This is a genomic window from Cohnella cellulosilytica (assembly GCF_042431195.1).
GTDB classification, from domain to species: Bacteria; Bacillota; Bacilli; order Paenibacillales; family Paenibacillaceae; genus Cohnella; species Cohnella cellulosilytica.
Genome location: NZ_JBHMDN010000021.1, coordinates 96,220 through 118,348, shown reverse-complemented (window position 1 = coordinate 118,348; position 22,129 = coordinate 96,220). Strand labels below are relative to the sequence as shown.

At 59.8% G+C, this 22,129-nt stretch carries 19 protein-coding genes; 8 read left to right on the top strand and 11 right to left on the bottom strand.

The window, feature by feature from the left end:
- Positions 1–178 precede the first annotated feature (178 nt).
- A complete protein-coding gene (locus ACFFT4_RS17110; RefSeq protein WP_378049656.1) occupies positions 179–1,042 on the bottom strand; it encodes an SDR family oxidoreductase in 864 nt (287 codons plus the stop codon).
- 325 nt (positions 1,043–1,367) lie between these two features.
- Between ACFFT4_RS17110 and ACFFT4_RS17105 the strand changes: the two genes are divergently transcribed.
- The 3 genes from ACFFT4_RS17105 (at position 1,368) to ACFFT4_RS17095 (ending at position 3,982) form a co-directional block, all read left to right on the top strand.
- On the top strand, positions 1,368–2,156 hold the full coding sequence (locus ACFFT4_RS17105; protein WP_378049654.1) for an AraC family transcriptional regulator: 789 nt from the start codon (positions 1,368–1,370) through the stop codon (positions 2,154–2,156).
- A gap of 88 nt (positions 2,157–2,244) precedes the next feature.
- Positions 2,245–3,171: a nucleoside hydrolase gene (locus tag ACFFT4_RS17100; RefSeq protein ID WP_378049653.1), complete on the top strand. Its 927-nt coding sequence runs from the start codon at positions 2,245–2,247 to the stop codon at positions 3,169–3,171.
- 184 nt (positions 3,172–3,355) lie between these two features.
- Positions 3,356–3,982 (top strand): TetR/AcrR family transcriptional regulator, encoded by a 627-nt coding sequence (locus ACFFT4_RS17095; RefSeq protein WP_378049651.1) that lies wholly within the window; start codon positions 3,356–3,358, stop codon positions 3,980–3,982.
- Positions 3,983–4,062: 80 nt separating this feature from the next.
- Here ACFFT4_RS17095 and ACFFT4_RS17090 read toward each other — a convergent pair whose 3' ends face one another.
- From ACFFT4_RS17090 to ACFFT4_RS17080, 3 genes are all read right to left on the bottom strand, one after another.
- The gene (locus ACFFT4_RS17090; protein WP_378049649.1) at positions 4,063–5,562 is read right to left on the bottom strand and encodes a malate:quinone oxidoreductase; all 1,500 of its coding nucleotides are present in this window, start codon (positions 5,560–5,562) and stop codon (positions 4,063–4,065) included.
- A 550-nt stretch (positions 5,563–6,112) separates the two neighbouring features.
- Positions 6,113–7,219 carry an AbrB family protein gene (locus ACFFT4_RS17085; RefSeq protein WP_378049647.1) on the bottom strand — a complete coding sequence of 369 codons (1,107 nt, stop codon included), beginning with the start codon at positions 7,217–7,219 and terminating at the stop codon, positions 6,113–6,115.
- Positions 7,216–7,962, bottom strand: coding sequence for an MBL fold metallo-hydrolase (locus tag ACFFT4_RS17080; RefSeq protein ID WP_378049645.1), 747 nt, complete (start codon positions 7,960–7,962; stop codon positions 7,216–7,218). The genes ACFFT4_RS17085 and ACFFT4_RS17080 overlap by 4 nt, the downstream gene beginning before the upstream one ends.
- 159 nt (positions 7,963–8,121) lie before the next feature.
- On the opposite strand from ACFFT4_RS17080, the gene ACFFT4_RS17075 reads away from it, so the two are divergent.
- From ACFFT4_RS17075 to ACFFT4_RS17060, 4 genes are all read left to right on the top strand, one after another.
- Positions 8,122–9,018 carry a TetR/AcrR family transcriptional regulator gene (locus tag ACFFT4_RS17075; RefSeq protein ID WP_378049643.1) on the top strand — a complete coding sequence of 299 codons (897 nt, stop codon included), beginning with the start codon at positions 8,122–8,124 and terminating at the stop codon, positions 9,016–9,018.
- Positions 9,019–9,073: 55 nt separating this feature from the next.
- A complete protein-coding gene (locus ACFFT4_RS17070; protein ID WP_378049641.1) occupies positions 9,074–10,066 on the top strand; it encodes a GNAT family N-acetyltransferase in 993 nt (330 codons plus the stop codon).
- 142 nt (positions 10,067–10,208) lie between these two features.
- Positions 10,209–10,391, top strand: coding sequence for a hypothetical protein (locus ACFFT4_RS17065; protein WP_378049639.1), 183 nt, complete (start codon positions 10,209–10,211; stop codon positions 10,389–10,391).
- Between the two features lie 328 nt (positions 10,392–10,719).
- Positions 10,720–14,700 (top strand): carbohydrate-binding protein, encoded by a 3,981-nt coding sequence (locus tag ACFFT4_RS17060; protein ID WP_378049637.1) that lies wholly within the window; start codon positions 10,720–10,722, stop codon positions 14,698–14,700.
- A gap of 74 nt (positions 14,701–14,774) precedes the next feature.
- On the opposite strand, the gene ACFFT4_RS17055 is transcribed toward ACFFT4_RS17060, so the two are convergent.
- The 6 genes from ACFFT4_RS17055 to ACFFT4_RS17030 form a co-directional block, all read right to left on the bottom strand.
- Complete coding sequence (locus ACFFT4_RS17055) at positions 14,775–15,272, bottom strand: DinB family protein (protein ID WP_378049636.1); 498 nt, start codon at positions 15,270–15,272, stop codon at positions 14,775–14,777.
- 112 nt (positions 15,273–15,384) lie between these two features.
- Positions 15,385–15,726, bottom strand: coding sequence for a DUF1801 domain-containing protein (locus tag ACFFT4_RS17050; RefSeq protein ID WP_378049634.1), 342 nt, complete (start codon positions 15,724–15,726; stop codon positions 15,385–15,387).
- A gap of 28 nt (positions 15,727–15,754) precedes the next feature.
- On the bottom strand, positions 15,755–16,177 hold the full coding sequence (locus ACFFT4_RS17045) for a YciI family protein (RefSeq protein ID WP_378049632.1): 423 nt from the start codon (positions 16,175–16,177) through the stop codon (positions 15,755–15,757).
- A 65-nt stretch (positions 16,178–16,242) separates the two neighbouring features.
- Positions 16,243–17,499 carry an RNA polymerase sigma factor gene (locus ACFFT4_RS17040; RefSeq protein ID WP_378049630.1) on the bottom strand — a complete coding sequence of 419 codons (1,257 nt, stop codon included), beginning with the start codon at positions 17,497–17,499 and terminating at the stop codon, positions 16,243–16,245.
- Positions 17,496–17,930 carry a YciI family protein gene (locus ACFFT4_RS17035; RefSeq protein ID WP_378049628.1) on the bottom strand — a complete coding sequence of 145 codons (435 nt, stop codon included), beginning with the start codon at positions 17,928–17,930 and terminating at the stop codon, positions 17,496–17,498. Before ACFFT4_RS17035 ends, ACFFT4_RS17040 begins: the two co-directional genes overlap by 4 nt.
- A gap of 59 nt (positions 17,931–17,989) precedes the next feature.
- Positions 17,990–18,823: an alpha/beta fold hydrolase gene (locus tag ACFFT4_RS17030; RefSeq protein ID WP_378049626.1), complete on the bottom strand. Its 834-nt coding sequence runs from the start codon at positions 18,821–18,823 to the stop codon at positions 17,990–17,992.
- A 352-nt stretch (positions 18,824–19,175) separates the two neighbouring features.
- Here ACFFT4_RS17030 and ACFFT4_RS17025 point away from each other — a divergent pair, with 352 nt between their 5' ends.
- A complete protein-coding gene (locus tag ACFFT4_RS17025) occupies positions 19,176–20,045 on the top strand; it encodes a cell wall hydrolase (protein ID WP_378049624.1) in 870 nt (289 codons plus the stop codon).
- A 1,256-nt stretch (positions 20,046–21,301) separates the two neighbouring features.
- On the opposite strand, the gene ACFFT4_RS17020 is transcribed toward ACFFT4_RS17025, so the two are convergent.
- Complete coding sequence (locus tag ACFFT4_RS17020; protein WP_378049622.1) at positions 21,302–21,754, bottom strand: helix-turn-helix domain-containing protein; 453 nt, start codon at positions 21,752–21,754, stop codon at positions 21,302–21,304.
- Between the last annotated feature and the right edge of the window lie 375 nt (positions 21,755–22,129).

Here is a 22,129-nt window from a genome sequence, read left to right as displayed (position 1 = left end):
ACGATTGAAATAGAAACAGGAGGCCGCGGAAAGCGAAACGGAATATGCTGTGAGGCCTCTCGCGGCGGTCCCTGAATAACTGCGATGGCAACAAAAAACGCATCCGTCCGCCCGGACAGATGCGCTTTTTTTGGGGTTTAGTATCCACTAGACTCAGATCGCCTGCAAGGCGTTAGAATTAAGAAAGTCCTTGAACGAGCTGGCGCAAAGCGTCGCGAATCGGAGTCAGCGGACGGCCGAGCAGCTTCTCAAAGTCGCTGCTGTCGACCTCCAGTTGGCCTTCCCGGATGCCGGTCTGGATGCCCAGCAGGAACGGAAGAAGAAACTCCGGCACGCCCGCGCTCTTCATGATGTCGGCATACGCGCCGTCGTCGACCTGACGGACGGGGATATCCTTGCCAAGGACGGCGCTCAGCTCGGCAGCGAATTGCTCCTGGGTCAGCAGCGGGCCGGACAGCTCGTATACCGTGTTCTCGTGACCGCTGCCGGACAGAACGGCCGCCGCCGCTTCCGCATACTCCTGCTGCAGCGCCCAGCCTACCTTGCCCGCTCCGGCCGATGTCACCCAAGGCGCTCCCGCTTGCGCGCCTTGAATGCCCGAGATTTCATTCTCCAGATACCAGTTATTGCGCAGGAACGAATACGGAATGCCCGTCTTCAAAATCGCCTGCTCCGTCGCTTGGTGCGGAGGGGCAAGAAACAGCTTGCTATCGGCCGCGTTCGCCAGGCTCGTATAAGCGATGAAGCCCGCTTGGGCGCGCGCGGCGGCTTCGACCGCGTTCGTGTGCTGGCGGATTCTCGTCTCCGTGTCTCCGTCCGCGGAAATGATTAAAATCCGCTCGACGCCCGCGAATGCCGCGTCCAAAGATTCCGGAAGATCGAAGTCGCCTTGGCGGACATCGACACCACGGTCGCGAAGATGACCCGCCTTCTCGGGATTGCGCACGCTAACCGCCAATTGATCGGTAGGCACCGTTTTCAGCAATATCTCGACAACCTTGGCCCCCAGCTTGCCCGTCGCTCCGGTAACCAGCATTTTCATCGTTCATTCCTCCGTTTTTTTCGGTTCGCTCGTTATAACCAATTCAGTTACAACCAGTGTTGTAACCATTCTAGTTACTCCAGGGCTTTTTGTCAATCCCGGATTCGCGACGGCCCGGAAATCCGGCACACCGACACTCGGCTTTCCGTAATCTGACGATCTCGCACACACCGGCACGCTAACAATCTGGCGATTCCGGCATTCCGGTATCCCGACACCCTGTCATCCCGGCATTGCAGTCGCAGCGATTCCGTTGTATCCTCGAGACGTGAAGACAGGCTCCCGCAGCGGGTTGAACTTATTTCGACAAAGGGGATTCGCTCAGATGGAAAGAGGATATCATGCCGCCGGGCGCGGCACGCTTCACGGCTCGCTGGACTTTTTTACGCACTCCTTCCGAGGCGCCGGCACCCATATCGATTTCCATGCGCATCCGAATCTCGAAGTCGTCTACTATGCGCAGGGCGCCGGCACGACGCAGATCGGCGACGCGTCGTTCGACTATTATCCCGGCAGCTTTGCCGTCATCCTTCCGAATATGAAGCACAACGAGTATCGACTGGAGGATACCGAGGTTCTCTTTTTCAGCTTTAGCGGGGACTTGGGGATCGGAGAATTCGCTCACGGGCTTTACGCCGATAGGAACCGCCGGCTGGAGGCGCTGCTGCGCGCCATGTCCGAGGAGCTGGCCGGCAAGCGGCGGCATTACGATATCGCGCTGCACGGCTTGCTGTACCAAGCCGTCGCGGAGGTGGCCCGCTCAACCGGGACCGCGGAGAAAACGGGGCGCAGCGAAAAGGTGAAATACGCTGTCAACTACATGAACCAATACTTGGCCGAAAATATCGACCTCCAGGCAATCGCGCAAAATCTCGGGTACAGCTACGACCATTTCCGGCATTTTTTCAAGCGGGAGACGGGCTATTCCCCGACACAATTCCTGCTGCGCAGAAGGGTGGACAAGGCCAAGCGGCTGCTCGTCGATACCGACCGGCCGATGACGGATATCGCCTCGGAGTGCGGCTTCGGCAGCGCCCCGCAGTTCAGCATGCTGTTCGCGCGCCTGACGGGAACGGCCCCGCGCGACTTTCGCAAGCTTAGCCGAATTCGATAAGAACGCAACCGAATCGCCGTCGATTTGTCCCGGATTCGTTCTTATAATGAAGAGGAATTCTACTCTCTTCCGATTGGAGCGAACGCGCATGGCATACCCTCATCTTGACGAAGAAACCCGGCTCAAACGGCTGCGCCGGCCCTCCGGCCCCGTGCGGATGGTGCTCGACACCGATACGTATAACGAGATCGACGACCAGTTCGCGCTCTCCTACGCCATCCTGTCGCCGGACAAGGTCCGGCTGGAGGCCGTCTATGCCGCTCCCTTCTGGAACTCGCTTTCCGACGGCCCGAAAGACGGCATGGAGAAAAGCTATGAAGAAATTTTGCGGATTCTCGACCGGCTCGGCCGCCCTTCGGACGGCTTTGTTTTCCCCGGCTCGGACCGCTATTTGCCTGCCGCGGACGTCCCGGTGGACAGCCCGGCGGCGAGGGATTTGGTCGCCAAGGCGCTGGCTTCGTCCGAGGACGACCCACTGTATGTCGTGGCGATCGGAGCGATCACGAACGTCGCTTCCGCGATTCTGCTCAACCCCGACATTATCCGCAACATCGTCGTCGTGTGGCTGGGAGGGCATCATCTCGCGAACAGAGACACGAGGGAATTCAATCTCGAGCAGGATGTGCACGCCTCGCGGGTAATGTTCGACAGCGGCGTGCCGCTCGCCCTGATTCCTTGTCTCGGAGTCGCTTCCCATCTGATCACGACGCTTCCGGAAATCGAGCGTTACGTCAAGGGCAAAGGCGATATCGGAGATTTCCTGGCCGAGCGCTACGAAGGCTGCAGCTCCGATCACTTCGGCTATTCGCGCGTCATCTGGGACCTGTCCGCCGTCGCTTACCTGGTCGATCCGTCCTTCGTCGAAGCCGACCTCGTGCACAGCCCGGTGCTGACCGACCAGGTAACGTGGAGCGTCGACACGGGCCGCCACTTCATTCGCTGCGCGACCCGCGTCCACCGCGACGCCATCTTCGGCGACCTGTTCCGGAAGCTCGACGTCTACGCGCAAGCTTAACTTGCAAGTCAATCCCCGCAGCGGGACATCCGCTTCCGCCCGTTCGCGAACGCGTTCGGGTCGAAGCGGCTGCCGCTCCGCCCCCAACAATCCGTTCGACCGACTCGCGCGCATTGACCCCGTCTGCACAATATGGAATAATTTGAGCAAGCAGAACGGAACATGGAGGTGTTAATCCGACCCTATGGCGAAACTGTCGCCGCGGGAAGCGGCCAAGCGCGAACAAATCCTGACGGCTGCCCGCAGTCTGTTCCTGCATCGGGGCTACGCCGGGACGAGCATGGATCTCGTCACCTCGGAAGCCGGAATATCCAAACAAACGCTTTATCGCTATTACGCGACCAAAGAGACGCTTTTTTCCGACCTGCTGAGCCAGGTGATTCACGAGCTGACGGAAGAGAAGCAGCCTTCGCTGGCCAACTTGCCCCTGCCCGAAAACCGGGAACAGCTCTACGACATTTTGCTGCTGATGGCCCGGGTCATCGCCGCCAAGCTGAGCGACCCGCAATATTTGTCCATTCTTCGCATCGTTTTCGCGGAATCCCCCCGATTCCCCGAGCTGGGCGGCTTGCTTCTTCAATCGTTCCCCGAAAGCACCAAGCTGTTGACGGATCTGCTGCGGCAGTGCGCGGAGACGGGGCTTGTAAAGCTGGAGGACGGAGACGAGGAAATCGCGATGAGGATGTTCGTCGGGCCGCTGATTGCCCATGCCGTCATTGGCGGGCTGCTGGGCGGCGCCGCGGCGCCGGACCCGATGCCGGAAGAGGACCTGGACCGGCTGTGCCGGATTTTCGCAGATTCCGTAACCTGACTTGCCCGGACGCAACCAAAAACGCCTCTCGTTGTCCCTGGGACGGAGAAGGCGTTTTTGTCGGAGACGATGAAATTTTATTATACCGGTTGAAGCTCCCGGCTGAGCCCGAGGGCCTGCGCCGTAGCCGCATGAATCTCTTCGTGAAGCTGCGGATTCTTCACCAGGGACACGCCGTAGGAAGGGATCATTTCCTTAAGCTTCTCTTCCCATTCCCCGATGTGCTGCGGGAAGCATCTCTTCAGAACCTCCAGCATGACGGAGACCGCCGTCGATGCGCCCGGCGAAGCGCCCAGCAGAGCGGCGATCGAGCCGTCGGCCGCGCTGACAACCTCGGTGCCGAACTGGAGCGTTCCTTTGCCTCCGGCCGCGGTATCCTTAATGACCTGCACGCGCTGCCCCGCCACGACCAAATCCCAGTCCTCGCTTCTGGCGTTCGGAATAAACTCGCGCAGCTCTTCCATCCGTTTTTCCTTCGACTGCAGCACCTGCTCGATCAGATACTTGGTGAGCGGAACGTTCTTGGCGCCCGCCGCCAGCATCGTCAGCACGTTGCCCGGCTTGACGGAGCCGAGCAGATCGAATAGGGAGCCGGTTTTCAGAAACTTCGGCGAGAAGCCGGCGAACGGTCCGAAGAGCAGCGATTTCTTGTTGTCGATAAACCTCGTGTCCAGATGGGGAACGGACATCGGAGGCGCGCCGACTTTGGCTTTGCCGTACACTTTGGCGTGATGCTGTTCAACGATGTCCGGATTCGTGCACACCATGAACAGGCCGCTGACCGGGAAGCCGCCGATGCCTCTGCCTTCCGGTATGCCCGACTTCTGCAGCAGATGCAGGCTTCCGCCCCCGCCGCCGATAAAGACGAATTTCGCGGTATGACGTTCGACGGAGCCGCCGTCGAGGTTCCGCACCTTCAGCTCCCAGGAGCCGTCGTCGGTCCGTTTCATATTATCGACGCTGTGCTTGTAATTTATGCCGACGCCCTGGCTCTTCAAGTGGCCGAACAGCATGCGCGTCAGAGCGCCGAAGTTGACGTCCGTTCCCGAATCGATCTTGGTGGCCGCAATCGGCTCGTTCGTCTTCCGGTCCGTCATAATGAGCGGAATCCATTCCGCCAGCTTGGCCGGATCGTCCGAATACTCCATTCCCTGGAACAGCGGATTGCCCGTGAGCGCTTCGAAGCGCTTTTTCAGAAAGGCGACGTCCTTCTCCCCCTGCACCATGCTCATATGAGGCAGCGGCATAATGAATTCGTGGGGGTTGCGAATCAGATCGCGGTTGACGAGATAAGACCAGAACTGCCTCGAAACCTGAAACTGTTCGTTAATGCTGACGGCTTTGCTAATGTCGATCGACCCGTCCGGCTTCTCCACGGTATAGTTCAACTCGCACAGCGCGGCATGGCCCGTTCCCGCATTGTTCCACTCGTTCGAGCTTTCCTCTCCCGCGCTCGCCAGCTTCTCGAACACCGTGATTTTCCATTCCGGAACCAGCTCCTTCAGGAGCGTGCCCAAAGTCGCGCTCATAATGCCGGCCCCGATCAGAATAACGTCTGTCTGGGTTTGTCTGTCGCTCATGCTTCTCATTCCTTACCTGCTATAGTGTAAAAAGTCTAAACGCTCCCGCCCGCTTATGAACACAGCAAGCCAAGGCGCGTTGTCTTTACGCACCTTTTCCGGATCCATTCTTTTAGCTTATCGCGATTCGTGATAGACTAATTTATTTACTTTCTATTATATGATAGTTGCATGCGAGTTGAAAGCCGGAAAATTCATCATGGGCCTCCCGTTCCGGGCGATACGGCGAGGAATTCTCCATTAAACGCTTGGAATACTTGAGAAAAAGCGTCCCTCCGGCTCCGCTATCGTTTCTTTCTATCGAGTCGATAAATCTTGTATATCAATCGTGTGGACCGGCCGGCAGACCGGCGCGAAAAAGAGTCCGATCGAGGGCGAAGCGGCGCCTCGGCGGTCGCGGGAAAACGAAAGGAGCCGCCTCCCAAGCAAGGTCACACCGGATTATCGGGGGACAAGAACATCCGCGGATAATCGCTGGGTACGACTTGGCTTGCTTAAGAGACAGCTCCTTGCAAACGCGCCGCCGGATTTCCGGATCAGAACGGACGGCTTAAAGACTGGTCGGCCGCGCCTCCCGCTGCGCTTCCTCCCTTGCCCTCCAGCTCTCGCCGAGACGTCTGTAGGAGAAGCGCATGATCGGAATGACGGCGAAGAAGATGAACCAGGTTCGAAACAGCTGGTAGAGCGTGACGGTCGCAATGTCGGCGTGAACCTCCTTGCCGATAAAGCCCATCTGATCCATCCCGCCCGGAGCCATGCTCAGGAACGCGGTCGCGTGAGAGATCGGATGAAGCTCTGCCAGAAGGAAGCTCAGTCCCGCCGCTCCTCCGAGCAGCAGCACGCCGCTCAGAAGGGCGAGGACGGCGAACTTGAGCTTATGCTCCAGCTTCTCCGGCTGCAGCAGCAGGCCGACGTAGGTGCCGATCAGCACCTGGGCCACGTCGAGCAGGCCGTTCGGCAGAACCGGACCCGGGACGCCCGACAGATGGAGCGCGGCGGTAATGATCATCGGGCCGAGCAGGTACGGGGACGGGAATTTGATTTTCACGGCCAGCAGAGAGATGCCGACGCATGCCGCGGCGTACAGCACAATATCCGGGAACAAGCCGCCCCAGGTGGCGGAGACCGCGTCCGCCGCGGCGTCGATCTCGTGCCTGACGCCTCCGAACAACGGACTGAACACCAGAAGAGGCACGCAGAAAATAATCATCATCAGCCGGGACACCTGCAGGAAGACGACAACGGTCATGTCGATGCCCCGCGTCTCCTGCGCGAGGAGGATCATCTGCGACAAGCCGCCCGGAATGCTGCCCATTAGCGTCGTCCGGTAAGGCAGTCCGGACAGCCGCGACGTCATCCAGGCGATCACCGCGCACAGCAGCATGAGCAGCACGGACATCAGCAGCATGGTCGGCAGCTGGCGTCCCATCTCCGCGAGAATCGGCTTCGTGAACGAGAGGCCGAGAGAATATCCGATTACGATCATGGCGAAATAACGCAGCGCCTTCGGCCATTCCGGCTTCACCCGGCGAAAAAAACGCGTCCCCACGAAGACGAAGACCATCGGGCCGAGCAGCCACGCCACCGGCATCTGGACGGCCGAGAAGAGCGCCCCGCCGGCCAACGCCAGCAGGAGCGTAAAGAGAAAGCCGATCAAACCCGGCCCGTCAGGTACGCGATGCGCTGCCCGAAGTCTCCCCGCCACAGACCGCCGTGGAAACAGATCACGGCTTCGACGTCGAACGACCCGAGCCGGCTCAGCGACCGCATCGCCAGCTCCAGATCCGGCGTATTCGCCGGACGCGGCCCCTGCAGCTCTCCGTTCTCGACGACCATCGCGTCCGCCGCGATCAGCGTCTTGCTCGGCCGATGGTAGAAGCTGACGTGGCCCGGCGTATGTCCGGGCGTATGGATCACCGTCAGTCCTCCCCCGTAAGGCAGCGTCTCCCCGTCTGCCAGCAGCCGGGTGACGTTCGGCCGGGTCGGACGCAGGAACGCGTTCTCGAACGGAACGCGAACCGCATCCGGCAGAGCTCCGAGCATCGCCGCCGCCCGCTCCGGAGAGAACTTGATCATCGGCGCCTTGCCGTCGATCGCATCCCGGTCGCCTTCGTGCGCGTACACCTCGAACGGCTCGGCGCCGTCCGGCAAGGCCGCCAGAAACCCGGGCAAGCCTCCCACGTGATCGATATCCTGATGAGTCAGCAGAATCGCCTCCAACGGTTCGGGGATTCCGGCTTCCTTGGACAGCCCGTCGATCTCGCCGGCCATGCCGGGCATCCCCGTATCGATCAATACCCGCGACCGATCGTCGTATACGACCGTCGGACAGACCGTCATCGTGCGGTCGCCCAGCTTCGCGGTGACTTCCAGCATCTCGATCCCTTCCGCAATTTTCACCTCACGCCGCGCCCGGAACGAGCCGGGCCGCGGCCCACCTCCCTTGAATGCAGGATAAAACCAATGAGTTCATTCTAGAACCGATAAGTTTTGTTGTCAACATCCAACCCGTTGACCTGGCTTCCCGCCCATGTCAAGATAAGGAAGAGGTGATCCCCATTGGAGGATTCGAAAAAAGGCAAAGTTCTCGACGTAGCCATGGACTTGTTCCGCAAGAAAGGCTATGCCTCCGCGTCGATGCAGGACATCGCCGAAGCCTGCGGCATGGCCAAGGCCAGCATCTATAAATTGTTCGAGTCCAAGGAGGCTCTCTTCACGGAGGCGTTCGTCTCCTGCCACCGGACTCTGCTCGAGAAGGCGGCGGAGCTGGACCGCTCTTCCCGGCTGCTCGGTCTGTCCCCGGAAGAGAAGCTGCGCCGGAGAATCGAGTTTCAATTGCATTATTCCGTGGAAAACCATCTGTTCATGATCGATTTCAAAGATCTCCCGATCAAGGAGAACGACGACTTCCGGCTGGCCTGGCAGAAAAAGAAAAACGGCATGCTGACCTGGTACAGGGAAATGATGCTCGAGGTGTTCGGCGAACGGATCGAGCCGTACTGCTGGGACGTCGTGGCGATCTATCGGGGCATCTTCAACATTTACTTAAGCTTCGTCATTCAGAAGGCCGTCTCGACGCCCCTCTCCGAATTGGCGGCCTTTATCGTGGACCGGATGAATGCGGTCGTGCAGGATTTGCTCCGCCAATCGCCGCGGCCGATCATTACGGACACGGTCGCTTATGTCAACGCGCTGAATCCCAGCGACGACCTGGCCCGGCGTGAAACCGCGCTCGAGCTGCTCCGGACGATGGAGCTCGGCGTTCCTTCGCTCGGTCTGCCGGAGGCCGCACGCGAAGAGATCGCGGAGGTCGTCGGCCTGCTGCGGGCGGAGATTGCGAAGGACGAGCCGAAGGACGCGCTGGTTCGCGTGCTCGTCTCGTACCTCGAGGCCGTGCCGGAGCTGCGATCGGGGCTGCGCCAGCTTCTTTGGCTATACTCGAACTCTCCCATGTAAACCGCCGGAAAAGGTGCGATAATGAACGGGAGAATGAAGAAGCGAGGTGTCGAAAATGAAACCTGCCGTTCGCAAGCTGCGTCACCCGGATGATTATGCGGCCGTGGCGTCGATTCTTAACTTCGTCTGGCCGGAACCGACGACCGGCGAGAGGCTGCGTGAGGAGGAAGAGAAAATTCCTCCCGGCCAGCTGCACTATGACGATGACGGCAAGCTCGGAGGGTGGGATCGCCCGAAGTGGGTCGTCGAGGACGAAGCCGGACGCGTCGTCGCTTACGCGATCGCCTGGAGAGCGCCCTGGACCGAGCCCGGCACGCTGCATCACAGCGTCGTCGTGCACCCGGAAGCCAGAGGCCGAGGCATCGGCAGAGATCTGTACGCCGTTCTTCTCGGCTGGGCCTTGGAGGTTCGCGCCTCGCGTCTGGTCGATTTCATCAAGGAATCGGACGAGGCATCGCTCGCCTTCGCGGAGCGCCGCGGATACGTCAAGGAGCGCCGCATGTTCGAATCCGTGCTGGAGCTGGATCGGTACGAGGCCGACGCGGGGCTGGCCGCTTCGATCGGCGAGGCGGAAAGGTCCGGAATCCGGTTCGTCACGCTGGCGGACGAGCCGGGGGAAGCGAGCGAGAGGAAGCTGCACGAGCTTTATCGCGTCACGCATCCGGACATCCCGGGCTACACCGGGGACTTTCCCTGGTTCGAGGAATGGAAAAAGTGGTCGATCGACGTGCCCGGCGCACGCCCCGAATGGTTCCATATCGCCAAGGACGGCGACCGTTACGTCGGCGTTGCCGCATTGGTGCGCAACGAGCAAACGGAGGCGCTCTATCATGAATATACCGGGGTATTGCCGGAGTATCGCGGACGCCGTATCGCGCTTGCCTTGAAGCTGCTCGGGATTCGCTCCGCGCAAGCGGCCGGCACGCCCTACCTGCGAACCCACAACGACTCCGCGAACGCCCCGATGCTGCGGATCAACCGCGATCTGCTCGGCTTCCGGGCCGAGCCGGGCAGCTGCAAAATGGTTCGCGAGCTCGACGGCGCCTGAGACGAATCCTCCGAATGCCCGGTTGCGACGATGGAGGACCGATGATTATAGCGGGGCGATCGCCGTCGCTGTTCAGAAAATGTTGAGTCGGTTGCGCTAAAATAGACGACACACAGTGACTGAACCGACGGAGTGAAGCCCCATGCAGAAAAACATCCTGGACGAAATGCGCAAATTCGACCACGACGACGATCGGAGATATCAGCTGCTGCTGCGCTATCTCCGGCTCGTCGACCTGGAGAAAAAGCAGCGCGGCTTCCTTCGGAGGCTTAAACGAAAATGGCAGGCCCATCTGTCCCATCCCACTCCGCCGAAGCGGAAGTAAATCGAAACGTCTCCCGCTGCCGCTCCCATCGAACAACCCTCTGCTCCTGGCTTAAAACCCCGGACTACGACGAGCGGCGGCTCCCTCGCTCCCCCCGGCCGATTGCATAATCCCGCACACAATTCCGATAGAAATGCTCCTTAACCCGAAGCGCCGCCTGATTTATGATCAGGATGCAACCCCAACAACGCATCGCGAAGGAGGAACGCCCTATGAATTGATATCGCTTACATTAGATAAAGATGAAAAAATTTCTTGGAAGGAGCGGATGGGAAAAGCAGCTTAGAGCAGCGAATCGAGAATTCCCCATTTCGAAAGGAGAATGAAGATGATGAAGAGGCACGGGCGAATCGTCGCTTGGGTCTGCATGATGACGCTCGTCTTGGGAACTTTCCTGTCCTCCGTCGGGGCTCCCGCTTACGTTCAGGCGGCCGGAGGCCCGAATTTGGCCGCGGGCAAACCCGCGTCGGAATCCGGTCATGCCGACGTCTACGGCGCGTCCAACGTCACGGACGGCAATTCGGCCACGTATTGGGAAAGCGTCAATAATTCTTTCCCGCAATGGGTTCAAGTCGATCTCGGCAGCGCGGTCTCGATCGACCAGGTCGTCCTGAAGCTGCCGTCCGGATGGGAAAGCCGGACGCAGACGCTGGCCGTTCAGGGAAGCACGAACGGCACCGCGTTCTCCGATCTCAAACCGTCGGCCAACTATACGTTTAATCCAAGCGCGGGGAATACGGCAACGATCGATTTCGCTCCCGCCAGCGCGCGTTACGTACGGGTGGTCGTCACCGCCAATACGGAGTGGCCCGCCGGGCAATTGTCCGAGCTCGAGGTCTACGGAGCCGCTCCGGCGGGGCCCGCGGTCATTCCGGGCAAGATCGAAGCCGAAAGCTACAGCGCCATGAACGGGATCCAGACCGAACCGACATCGGATGCCGGCGGCGGGCTTAACGTCGGATGGATCCATGTCGGGGATTGGCTGGATTACAGCGTGAACGTGCAAGCCGCGGGCGCGTACACCGTCGAATACCGGGTGGCCAGCAACGGCACCAACGGCCAGCTCCAGCTGCAATCCGGCGGAACGACGCTGGCCACGACGGCCGTGCCGAACACCGGCGGCTGGCAAAGCTGGCAGACGATCACCGCGAACGTCACGCTGGCCGCAGGACCGCAGACGCTGCGGATCTATGCCAGCGGCTATGACTTCAATATCAACTGGATCAATTTCACGCCGGGCGGCTCCGCGGATACCCAGGCTCCTACGGCGCCGGGCAGCCTGGCTTATGCGCAGATTTCGCCGGGCTCGATCCAGTTGACCTGGAACGCCTCGACCGATAACGTCGCGGTGACCGGTTACGACATCTACGCCAACGGGCAGCTGCGCGGCAGCGTGAACGGGACTACTCTCTCCTACACGGACACGCAGCCCTCCAGCACGACGGTCACCTACTACGTCGTCGCCAAGGATGCCGCAGGCAACGTCTCCGCGCCAAGCAACTCCGTAACAAGGAACGGCTCCGGCGGCGGCAACGACACGAACCTGGCCCTCGGCAAGCCGATCGAGGCTTCCTCTTCGACCTATATTTTCACGGCCGAGAATGCCAACGATAACGACACGAGCACTTACTGGGAAGGCAACGGCCATCCCAGCACGCTTACCGTGAATCTCGGGGCGAACGCCAACGTTACGTCCGTCGTAGTCAAGCTGAACCCGGGCGGCGCATGGGCGACGCGCACCCAGACGATTCAGGTGCTGGGACACGACCAGAACTCCTCGACCTTCGGGAATCTGGTGTCCGCGGCTTCCTATACGTTTAACCCGGCCACGCAGAACACCGTTACGATTCCGGTAAACGCGACCGCGAGCAGCTTGCAGCTCCGGTTCACGGCCAACTCCGGCGCCCCGGGTGGGCAAGTCGCGGAGTTCCAGATTCTGGGCACCATGGCGCCGAATCCGGACCTGACGATCACCGGAGCGACGTGGTCCCCGGCTTCTCCCGTGGAGACCAACGCGATCACGCTTAGCGCCACCGTCCGCAACGCCGGTTCGGTCGCCTCTCCGGCCACAAGCGTCAATTTCTATCTCGGCAGCACCCTTGTCGGCACGGCTTCCGTAGGCACGCTCGCGGCGGGAGCGTCGACGACCGTCTCGGCCAATATCGGGCCGAAGGACGCCGGCTCTTATTCCGTGACCGCCGTAGTGGACGAGAGCAATACGGTCGTCGAGACGGACAATTCGAACAACAGCTACACTGCCTCTTCTCCGCTGGTCGTCGGTCAGGTGCAAAGCTCCGACCTGATCGCAACCGCCTCGTGGACGCCCGGAAATCCGAGCGCGGGCAATACCGTCACGTTTACGGTTAACGTGAAGAACCAGGGGAATATCGCTTCGGCGGGCGGCGCCCACGGCATTACGCTCGTGCTGAAGAACGCGGCGGGAGCCACTCTGCAGACGTTCACCGGCTCGTACAACGGGGCATTGGCCGCGGGAGCGTCGGCCAACGTCGTTCTGGGCACGTGGACGGCGGTTAACGGAAGCTATACGGTGACGGCCACGGTCGCGGCGGACGCGAACGAAGTCGCCATCAAGCAGGCCAACAATACGAGCACGTCGAGCCTGTATTCGGGCCGCGGAGCCAACATGCCGTTCACCATTCTGGAGGCGGAGGCTTCCTCCAACAGCACCAACGGCACGAGACTCGCTCCGAACTTCACGCCCGGCGACTTTGCGGGCGAAGCTTCCGGACGTTCGGCCGTCTACTTGGACGCGAACGGCGAATACGTGGAATTCACCCTGACGGCGCCGGCGAACGCGTTCGTCCTTCGCAACGCCGTGGCGGAGAACACAACCGGCACAATCAGCATTTACGCCGACGGGGTGGATAAAGGCAACTTTACCGTCACGTCCAAATTTTCTTATGTCTACGCGACTCCTACGACGCTCGGCGAGCTCGGATACAACAATTCCGGCTCCAAGGCTTACTGGCTGTACGAGGATTCGCAGTTGATGCTCGACCAGGTATATCCGGCGGGAACCAAAATCCGGATTCAGAAGGACGCCGGAGACGTTCCCTGGATCTACGTGGACATGATCGAGACGGAGAACGTCGCTCCGCCCGCATCGAATCCCGATCCGAGCAAATACGTGGAAGTGTCGGCCAGCAAATCGATCGAGCAAGCGCTGAACGAATTCCGTCAGGACTCGTCCAAGAAGGGGATTTTCATTCCCGCCGGCGAGTGGACGATTACGTCCAAAATCTTCCTGTACGGACGGGCCACCGAAATTATCGGCGCGGGACCTTGGCATACCAAGCTGATGGCGCCGCAGAACCAGACGAACAACGACGTCGGCTTCAACATCTCGTCCGCGGCCAACGGCTCGACGATCAAGAACTTGTCCGCATGGGGCAACTACATCTACAGGCAGGACGGTCCCGGCAAGTTCATCGACGGCAACGGCATGCAGAACGTGACGATCGAGAACGTCTGGGCCGAGCATTTTATTTGCCTGTACTGGGGCGTGAACTCCTCGTACAATACTTTCAAGAACAACCGGATTAAAAACATGTTCGCGGACGGCATCAATATGACGAACGGCTCGTCCCACAACGTCATCGACAACAACTACGCCCGCGCTACGGGAGACGACTCGTTCGCCCTGTTCAGCGCCATCGACGCCGGCGGCTCCTACAACGTGGGCAACAAGTACACGAACCTGACCGCCACCAACGTCCGGCGCGCGGCCGCCTTCGCCGTCTACGGCGGCCAAGACAACCTGTTCCAGAACCTGTACGGCGCGGACACGCTGACGTATCCCGGCGTAACCGTGAGCAGCCTGAGCTTCGGGTATAACACGCTCGGCTTCGGCACGCTCGATACGGTCATCGACGGCGTTACGCTGGATCGCACGGGCGGAGATTTCTGGACCAGCGTCGGCGCCGACGACAAAATCAACGATTACCAGAACTTCGGCGCGATCTGGTTCTTCGGCGGAGACCGGGACTTCAAGAACATTGTCGTCAAGAACGTCGACATCAACAACCCGGTGTATTTCGGACTGATGTTCCAATCCAAGTCTCCGGAAAATCTGTCGATGCAGAACATCCGTCTGGAGAATATCACGATCAACAATCCGTCCCGCTACGGCATCAAGCTCGTCGCCAAAGCGGAGAACGGGCAAGGGCCGGTCATCGGCTCGGCAAGCTTCACCAACGTAAAGGTGAACAACCCCGGCGTTACGGCGATCTACGGCGAGAATAAGAGTCCGAACTTCACCGTCAACCGGGTATCGGGCAACAACTGGTAAAATTGTATCCGAGCATTGCAAGAAGCCCCTGCCGCCTTCTTCGGGCGGCAGGGGCTTCTATTTGCGTTGGCGTCTTAAAGCGGCGGAGTCCTGCCGAATTGGGCCCAGCCTTCCTTGGAAGGGCCGTATACCGCGGGAATGGGCAGTCCCGCCTGACGCATCAGCACGGTCGCCTGTCCCCGATGATGGACGATGTGCTTGATCAGCCCCATCAGAATCATCGCATTCGTCTCCGTTCTCCCGAACGCCTGCTGCGTCTGCTTCGGCGAATCGTCCGTCCAATGCTTCCCGAGCGATTCGGCCGCCTCCGCGGCGACCGTCCGGAAGGTATCCGCGATCTCGCGCGCGGACGGCACCTCGTCCGGATCGCGCACTCCGGCCGTCGGGACGCCGAATTCCGTCAAGTACTCCGGGATATTCGCCACCAAATGCCACGCGATTCGGCCCAGCGTACGCCCTTCCGAATACACTTGCTGTCCCAGCGCCTCGTCCGTCAGCCCATCCAGAACCCTTTGAGTCAATGCCGCCTCTTTGTTCCATTCGACAATAAAATCTTCAACCGTAACATACATTCTGCCATCCTCCTTCAAGACGTTAGCTTGTCCTAAACCCATCTTAACCGGAGATAGTGACACATTCTGTCATAGTTGCGAAGATTCTTATGCCGACGTTGCCGAATGCCGATCAGAGCGACGCAGTCGTCTGGCGCAGCAGCGACGACAATTCGGCGCTGTCCGGAGCTTGCCCTTGGCGAAGCTTGATCGTCTTTCTTTCCGGCGGCCCTGCGAACCGGTCTTCCGGCAGCTCCAGCCCCGACGCGTTAAACAGCGTGAAGCTCACCGCGTCCTTCGAAGGCGAAATCACGGCGGCGTATTTCCCGTTCTTGAGGAAGTGGGGCTTCTTATACTGAATGCGTTCCTGGACGCCGTCTACGGCCTCGTGAACGATGGCTCGCAAGGCGGCCGACAGCTCGATCTGCCAAGGTTCCTTCAAGGATTCGATAAATTCGGTCACTTCCGGGTTCATGTTCATTTCTCCTTTGGTTGTCCTTGTTCTACGCTCTCCTCAACATCCCGAGCTGAAACGCCAGATCGCTCTCCATCCCGGCATTCCGCATGCCTTCCGAACCGTCTGCCAGCTCGCGCAGCTCGACCTCCACCGGGCCGCATCCCGCGGGAGCCGCAAGCCGGCGCGCCCAGCCGAGCGCCTCTTCCATCGTCCCGGCTTCGATGACCATATATTCCGCCAGCAGCCCGGAATCCGCCGGGAAAGGACCGCACTCCGTCTCGGGTTCCCCTTCCGGCGAATACGCCAAGCGAATTCCGCCGGAGCTCGGCAGCAGCCGTTCCGCGGCCAGCAGCACCCCCGCCTCGGTCATGGAAGCCAGATTCGCTTCCTTGGCCAAACGATATTCCGGGCTCTGCGGGACGCCCGCTTCCGAACGGCCCGTCGCTTTGACCAGCAGCATAAACCGCATACTGGATTCCTCCCTTCTCTCTTACGACGAACGGGAATTCGATAATCGACATACGCCCTCGAAAATCAATCGGAGGAACGGGAATCGCACTCCGCCGCCCGTCCGCGCAGCAGCTCTTGCTCGCGGGCATTGCGGGTCATCGCCGCCGCCCGCTCGAATTCGGCGCGCGCTTCTTCGTACCTTCCCAGCTTCTTCAGCAGCTCTCCGCGAACGCTGGGAAGCAGGTGATAGTTCCGCAGAGCGGGCGAGCCGGCAATCTCGTCGACGATCCGAAGCCCGTAGGCGGGACCGAAAGCCATCGCCACCGCCACGCCCCGGTTCAGCTCGACGACCGGTGAGGGCGTCGCCCGGGACAGCGCCTCGTACAGAGCGGCGATGCGAATCCAATTGGTTGCCTCCGCCGTCGGCGCTTCGGCATGACACGCCGCGATAGAGGCTTGAAGCGCATAGGGGCCGAGCGGGCTGCCCAGCTTGCGGCATCTCTCCAGCGCGGCGAGCCCGCGTCGTATCAACAGCCTGTCCCACTGCGCGCGGTCCTGATCCAGGAGCAGAATCGGCTCGCCTTGCGCCCCCACTCTTGTTCTGAGCCGGGAAGCCTGGATTTCCATTAACGCGACCAGCCCGTGAACCTCCGGCTCCCGGGGCGCAAGCTCCGCCAGAATACGGCCGAGCCTTAACGCCTCCTGGCATAGCAGAGGCCTCACCCAGTGCTCTCCCGAGGTGGCCGCGTATCCTTCGTTAAACAATAGATAGACGACTTCAAGCACCGCGGACAGCCGTTCCGCCAGCTCGGCGCCCGCGGAAATCTCGAACGAGCTTCTCTCGGCGTTCAGCGTTTTTTTGGCTCGCACGATTCGTTGGGCGACGGTCGCCTCGGAGGTCAGAAAAGAGCGGGCGATCTCTTCGGTCGTCAGCCCGCACAGCAGCCGCAGCGTCAGGGCGACCCGCGCCTCCCGGGACAGCGCCGGATGGCAGGTCGTGAAGACGAGGCGAAGAAGGTCGTCTCCGACCTCCTCGCCCGCCTTGTCGTCTTCCGCGAGCGACTCCGAAGCGCGGGCGATCTCCGCATACTTGTCGTCCCGCCGTTTGGTCCTGCGCATCCAATCGATCGCGCGCCGCTTCGCCGCCGTCATCAGCCAGGCGCCCGGATTGTCCGGTATCCCCGACTCCGGCCAACGCTCCAGAGCGATGACCAGCGCGTCCTGCGCGAGGTCCTCGGCGAGCTCCACGTTCCGGACCATCCGCGTTAATGCCGCGATCAGCTTGGCGGACTCGATTCGCCAGATCGCTTCGACGGTTCGATGGACCGCCGGGCGGTTCACGGCCGCTTGCGCTCGTCGAGCTGCTTGCGCAGAGCCTCCTGACCGGCCAACGCCTCCGGCTCGCTGGTCAGCTCATGGGGCTCGAACACCTGCCTGAGCTCGATCTCCCCCTGGCCGAAGCCGTGGGGGTCCGGCATGCGGAGCGCCCATTCGATCGCCTCTTCCCGCGATTTCACTTCGATCAGCGTATATCCGGCGATGATTTCCTTGGCTTCCGTGAAGGGACCGTCCATCATTTTCGGCTTGCCGCCCGGCTCGGGATAAGAGATCCGAATTCCCGCGGAAGTGGGCAGCAGACCGTCCGCCGCGAGCAGAACGCCGGCTCTGACCAGCTCCTCGTTGTATTTCCGCATCGCCTCGAGCAGCTCCGGGCCGGGAGGCGTTCCCGCTTCCGAATCCGTCGTTCCTTTAACGATCATCATAAACCGCATAATCTTATCCTCCTAAAATGAAATGAAGTTGAAAATCCAAGCTTGCGCGTCCATCACCCTCAGGCGCCGGCAGAGCGGCCTTCCCGGTCGCTCAGGAAAAAAGCCGTCAGCTCCGGAGCGATTCGTCTGGCGTCCAGCTTCTTGGTGTGGCCGAGCCCCCGCTTGCTCGCAAGCCGCGCATTCGGCAGCACGGCCGACAGAGCTTGAGCGGCGCGGCGCAGCGATGCCGGACTCTCCGTGCCTTCGAGGACAAGCGTCGGCATCGCGGCTCCGCTCCAAAGCTTGCCGTCGAGCGGACGGCCCGCGATGTGCCCTTCAAGCAGCTTCGCATCGTACGGGAGCGTATGGGCAACGGCCTTTAATCTGTCCCAGGTTCCCGGCATTAGCCGGAGCATGAAAGGAACGAAAGCGGGAGCGCCCATACCCTTGGTCATGAAGTAACGGATGGCGTCCTCCCTGCGGTCCTCGGCGATCCTCTCGCTCACTTGCCGGACGAAGTCCGCCGGCGGCCTGGGATCGTTCGGGCTCACGATGAACGGCGGTTCGTGCAGAGCCAGCCTGGAGATCGGCGCTCCCCTGGCCGCGGCTTGAAGCGCAAGCACGGCGCCGGAAGATAAGCCGTACACGCAAGCTTCGCCTCCCGCTTCTTCGATCAGCGCCTGCAGATCCTCGATCTCGCGGTCCGTCGAGTAGGACAAGCCGTCTCCGCTATCGCCGCGTCCGCGCCGGTCGTAATTGTAGACTGTAAATCTCTCCGCCAGGCAGGACGCCAGCTGCGTCATTCCGGGAAAATTGCGATAGCTGAACGCGCCTCCCGTCAGAATAAGCGCCGGCCCTTGCCCGGACCTGTCGTAAGCGATTTTCGTGCCGTCCTTGGAAGTTACCGTCCGCATCCGCATTCTCCTTTGTTTTTTGTCCTTCTATTTATAACGACGAATCGGATTCGTCCCAATCGACATTTCAGTCAAAAAGAATTCTAAAATACGAATTGCGCCCATCTTACCAAACGAAAGGGGATAAGTCTATCTGCCGTGGAGCCGCGTCGAGGCTGTGAATCCGGCGTGCGTTTTCGTTAAAATTTCCTCATTCTTATCAGAAAAGGAAGCTGCGGTGTACGGACAAATCCGCTCCCTTTCGCGTTTTTTCCGCCAATCGGCCTCCTGGCCGGCTCTCATCATCCTCTATCTGCCAGACGGACGGCCGGCGATTTTATCGTATGATGTTCCGAAGGAAGGAGAGGTTATCGTGCAGTACAAACGTTGGACTCTATCTTTGACACTTCTATTGATATTTGTTTGGGCTTGGCCGGCCGGAGGCGCGTCCGCGCAGGCGCCCGGCGCCACGACGATCTACGTCAACGGTCAGCCGGTCTCGACGACCGCGATCGTGCAGAACGGCTATCAGCTCGTCCCGGCATCCTGGTTTCGCGGGCTGAACGTCTCGGTCGCCTGGGACGAACGTTATCGTTCCGCGGTCGTCTCGGCAGCGCCGATCCGGATCAGCTTTCCCTCGGGGGAGCGCCACACCGATTATTTGCGGACCGGGGACACGAGCTGGACTCGGGATCAACTGGATACGCGCACGACGCTGATCGGCGGAACCGCGTACGTGCCGCTGGCCTATACGGCGAGAAAGCTCGGCTTCGGCGTTCAATACGATGCGCGGAAAGGCGCTGCGACGATTACTACGGGAGAAGGAGCGGTCTTCGCGCTGGCCCAGCAGAAGCGGCAGCCGTCGGGGGACGAGCTTCTCTGGCTGTACCGGATTACGGAGGCGGAGGCGGGAAGCGAAAGCTATGCGGGCAAAGTCGCCGTTGCGGCGTCGATTCTGAACCGTGTCGCCCATCCCGACTGGCCGGCTACGATTATCGACACGATTTTTCAAGTCGAATACTATAACGGCAAAGCCTACTATCAATATTCTCCGGTGCTGGACAAGCGCATCTATTCGGTGACGCCGAGCCAGGAGACGAAACGCGCCGTACAGGACGCCCTGAACGGCTCCGATCCGGGGCGCGGGGCCATCGTCTTCTACAATCCGCAGAAAACGGACAACGCCTGGGTGAGAAGTCGTCCGGTAACCGTACAGATCGGCAATCACGTATTCGCAAAATAATAAAGAGCGCCGAAGCGCTCCCGCATGAACCCGGCGGACCGCGCAGCAATCGAAGCGGTCCGCCGTTTCGCATGTCCGTGGGCTGCGAAGCCGCGAGCATTTTTGCTTGCGTTTTTTTTGCGGAGATGATTCCGATTCGTGTACAAATAAGTCTGATCCATTCGCTCGCCTCCGTTCACCGGTGCTGTTGGAGCGCCAGATATGCGAGGTTTCCAGGAGCCCCCGTCTCTCATCTGGCATGCCACACTGGAGCGCCGTCACACGATTTTTCTAACTCCTCTTTCCTGATTTCCTGCGCCTCATTCCCGAGCCAAATTCGAGCCAGTGTACGACATTGGGAGGATTCTGTCTGTGTCGTGAGAGAGAGCATGTGTATGATGTTGGGACAAACCCGTGTATGTCGCTGAGGCGAGCAAGTGGATGACATTGGGATGAGCCCGTGTATGGTGTTGGGACGAGCAGGTGTATGGCGTTGGACCGAACCGAACCAATGTATGGCGTTGGGCGAATTGGTGCCTTCCTTCTCTGATTCTTCTCTAAATTATTGGCCCGTGCGGCCCGGACGACAGACTGTATGACGTTGCGGGTGTTGTGCAGCTTTCCTCTTAGCGGGATGGGTGCTTGTTCGGAGGGATTTAGCTAGTTTGTCGGCTATTACGGTCAGACGGCGGCTTTAGGAGGGGGAAGTAACTGGTCTGGTGGGCAGCAGCGGCGCCAGATGGAGCTTTTCGCGCGGGGATAAGCGATTCTGTAGAACATCTCGGCCCGATCCGAGGCTATTCGCGCGGGGATAATCGATTTCTTAGAACATCCCAGCCCAATCCGAGGCTATTCGCGCGAGGATAATCGATTCTGTAGAACATCTCGGCCCAATCCGAGGCTTTTCGCGCGGGGATAATCGATTTCTTAGAACATCTCGGCCCGATCCGAGGCTATTCGCGCGGAAATAATCGATTCTGTAGAACATCTCGGCCCAATCCGGGGCTTTTTGCGTGGGAATAATCGATTCTGTAGAACATCTCGGCCCGGTTTCTCAGTCTGGCGGCCCTCTCGCCCCCTTCCCTCCCTTTCACCCAAATCCGATTAACGAGAATGAAGGTTCACTGCATGCGAATTTGACTAATAACTCAAGCATAAACGCCCACGGTGTCGCTAAGACGGGGAATGGGGTGCTGCCTGACAGCATGCGCATCTGAATCGTCAAAAAAAGCCCGCCATCGATAACGAATGCGGGCGCGAGAAAACGGGGCATCGGATCAATCCGGCTTGTATTTTTTCTTCAGGGTATCGGAAGCGACTCCCCCTCCGATCATGAGAACGAGGGGGCCGAAGTTCCATAGGAACGACCCGCCGAGCAGCGTTATATCCATCGACGCGAATTTGTTCAGAAGGAGGACGGCGAGCTTGATGACGAGCAGGACGGCGCCTGCCAGAAACAGGACGTCAACGGTAAATTTCAGTCTCGGATAGGCCAGTCGTCTGCTTTCCTGAATCACTTTTTTCGTCAACTCCTCATCACTCCTTAATAGCTCGTCGATGGTCACACCGAACAGATCGCTTATTTTAATAATGATCTCGATGCCGGGATAATTTTGACCGTTCTCCCATTTCGAGACCGATTGCCGGCTGACATACAGCTTCGCGGCCAGCTCCTCCTGCGACCAGCCCATCTTGCTTCTCTCCGTCTTTAGCTTCTCGCCGAATATCATCGCAGCAGCAGCCTCTCTGTCGTTTGATAAGCCCATATTGATTCAGAAGCGCCCGAAAGTAAAGCGAGCTCTGGTTGCGCAAGGCCCGCAACCTCCGGTTGCAAGGTGCCGATCGGGCACACTCCTGCGCGGTTCGCTTTGGCTTCGGCCAGTCCGTTCTCCCAAAAATGGGGCTATCCCATAAGCGGGGCTGCTTGAGATGATCGATAACAAAATAGGGGTATGCACCTCCTGAAAAATGCCTCATACGCTCCTGAATCTCCTTGTAACGGGTTTACTATTCCCATTTCAAGAGCGTATAGCATCGGAAGGAGGTACATACCCCTTGCACCTTGTTCATCGACTATCTTTCAGAGCAACGCGATTCGCTTAAGG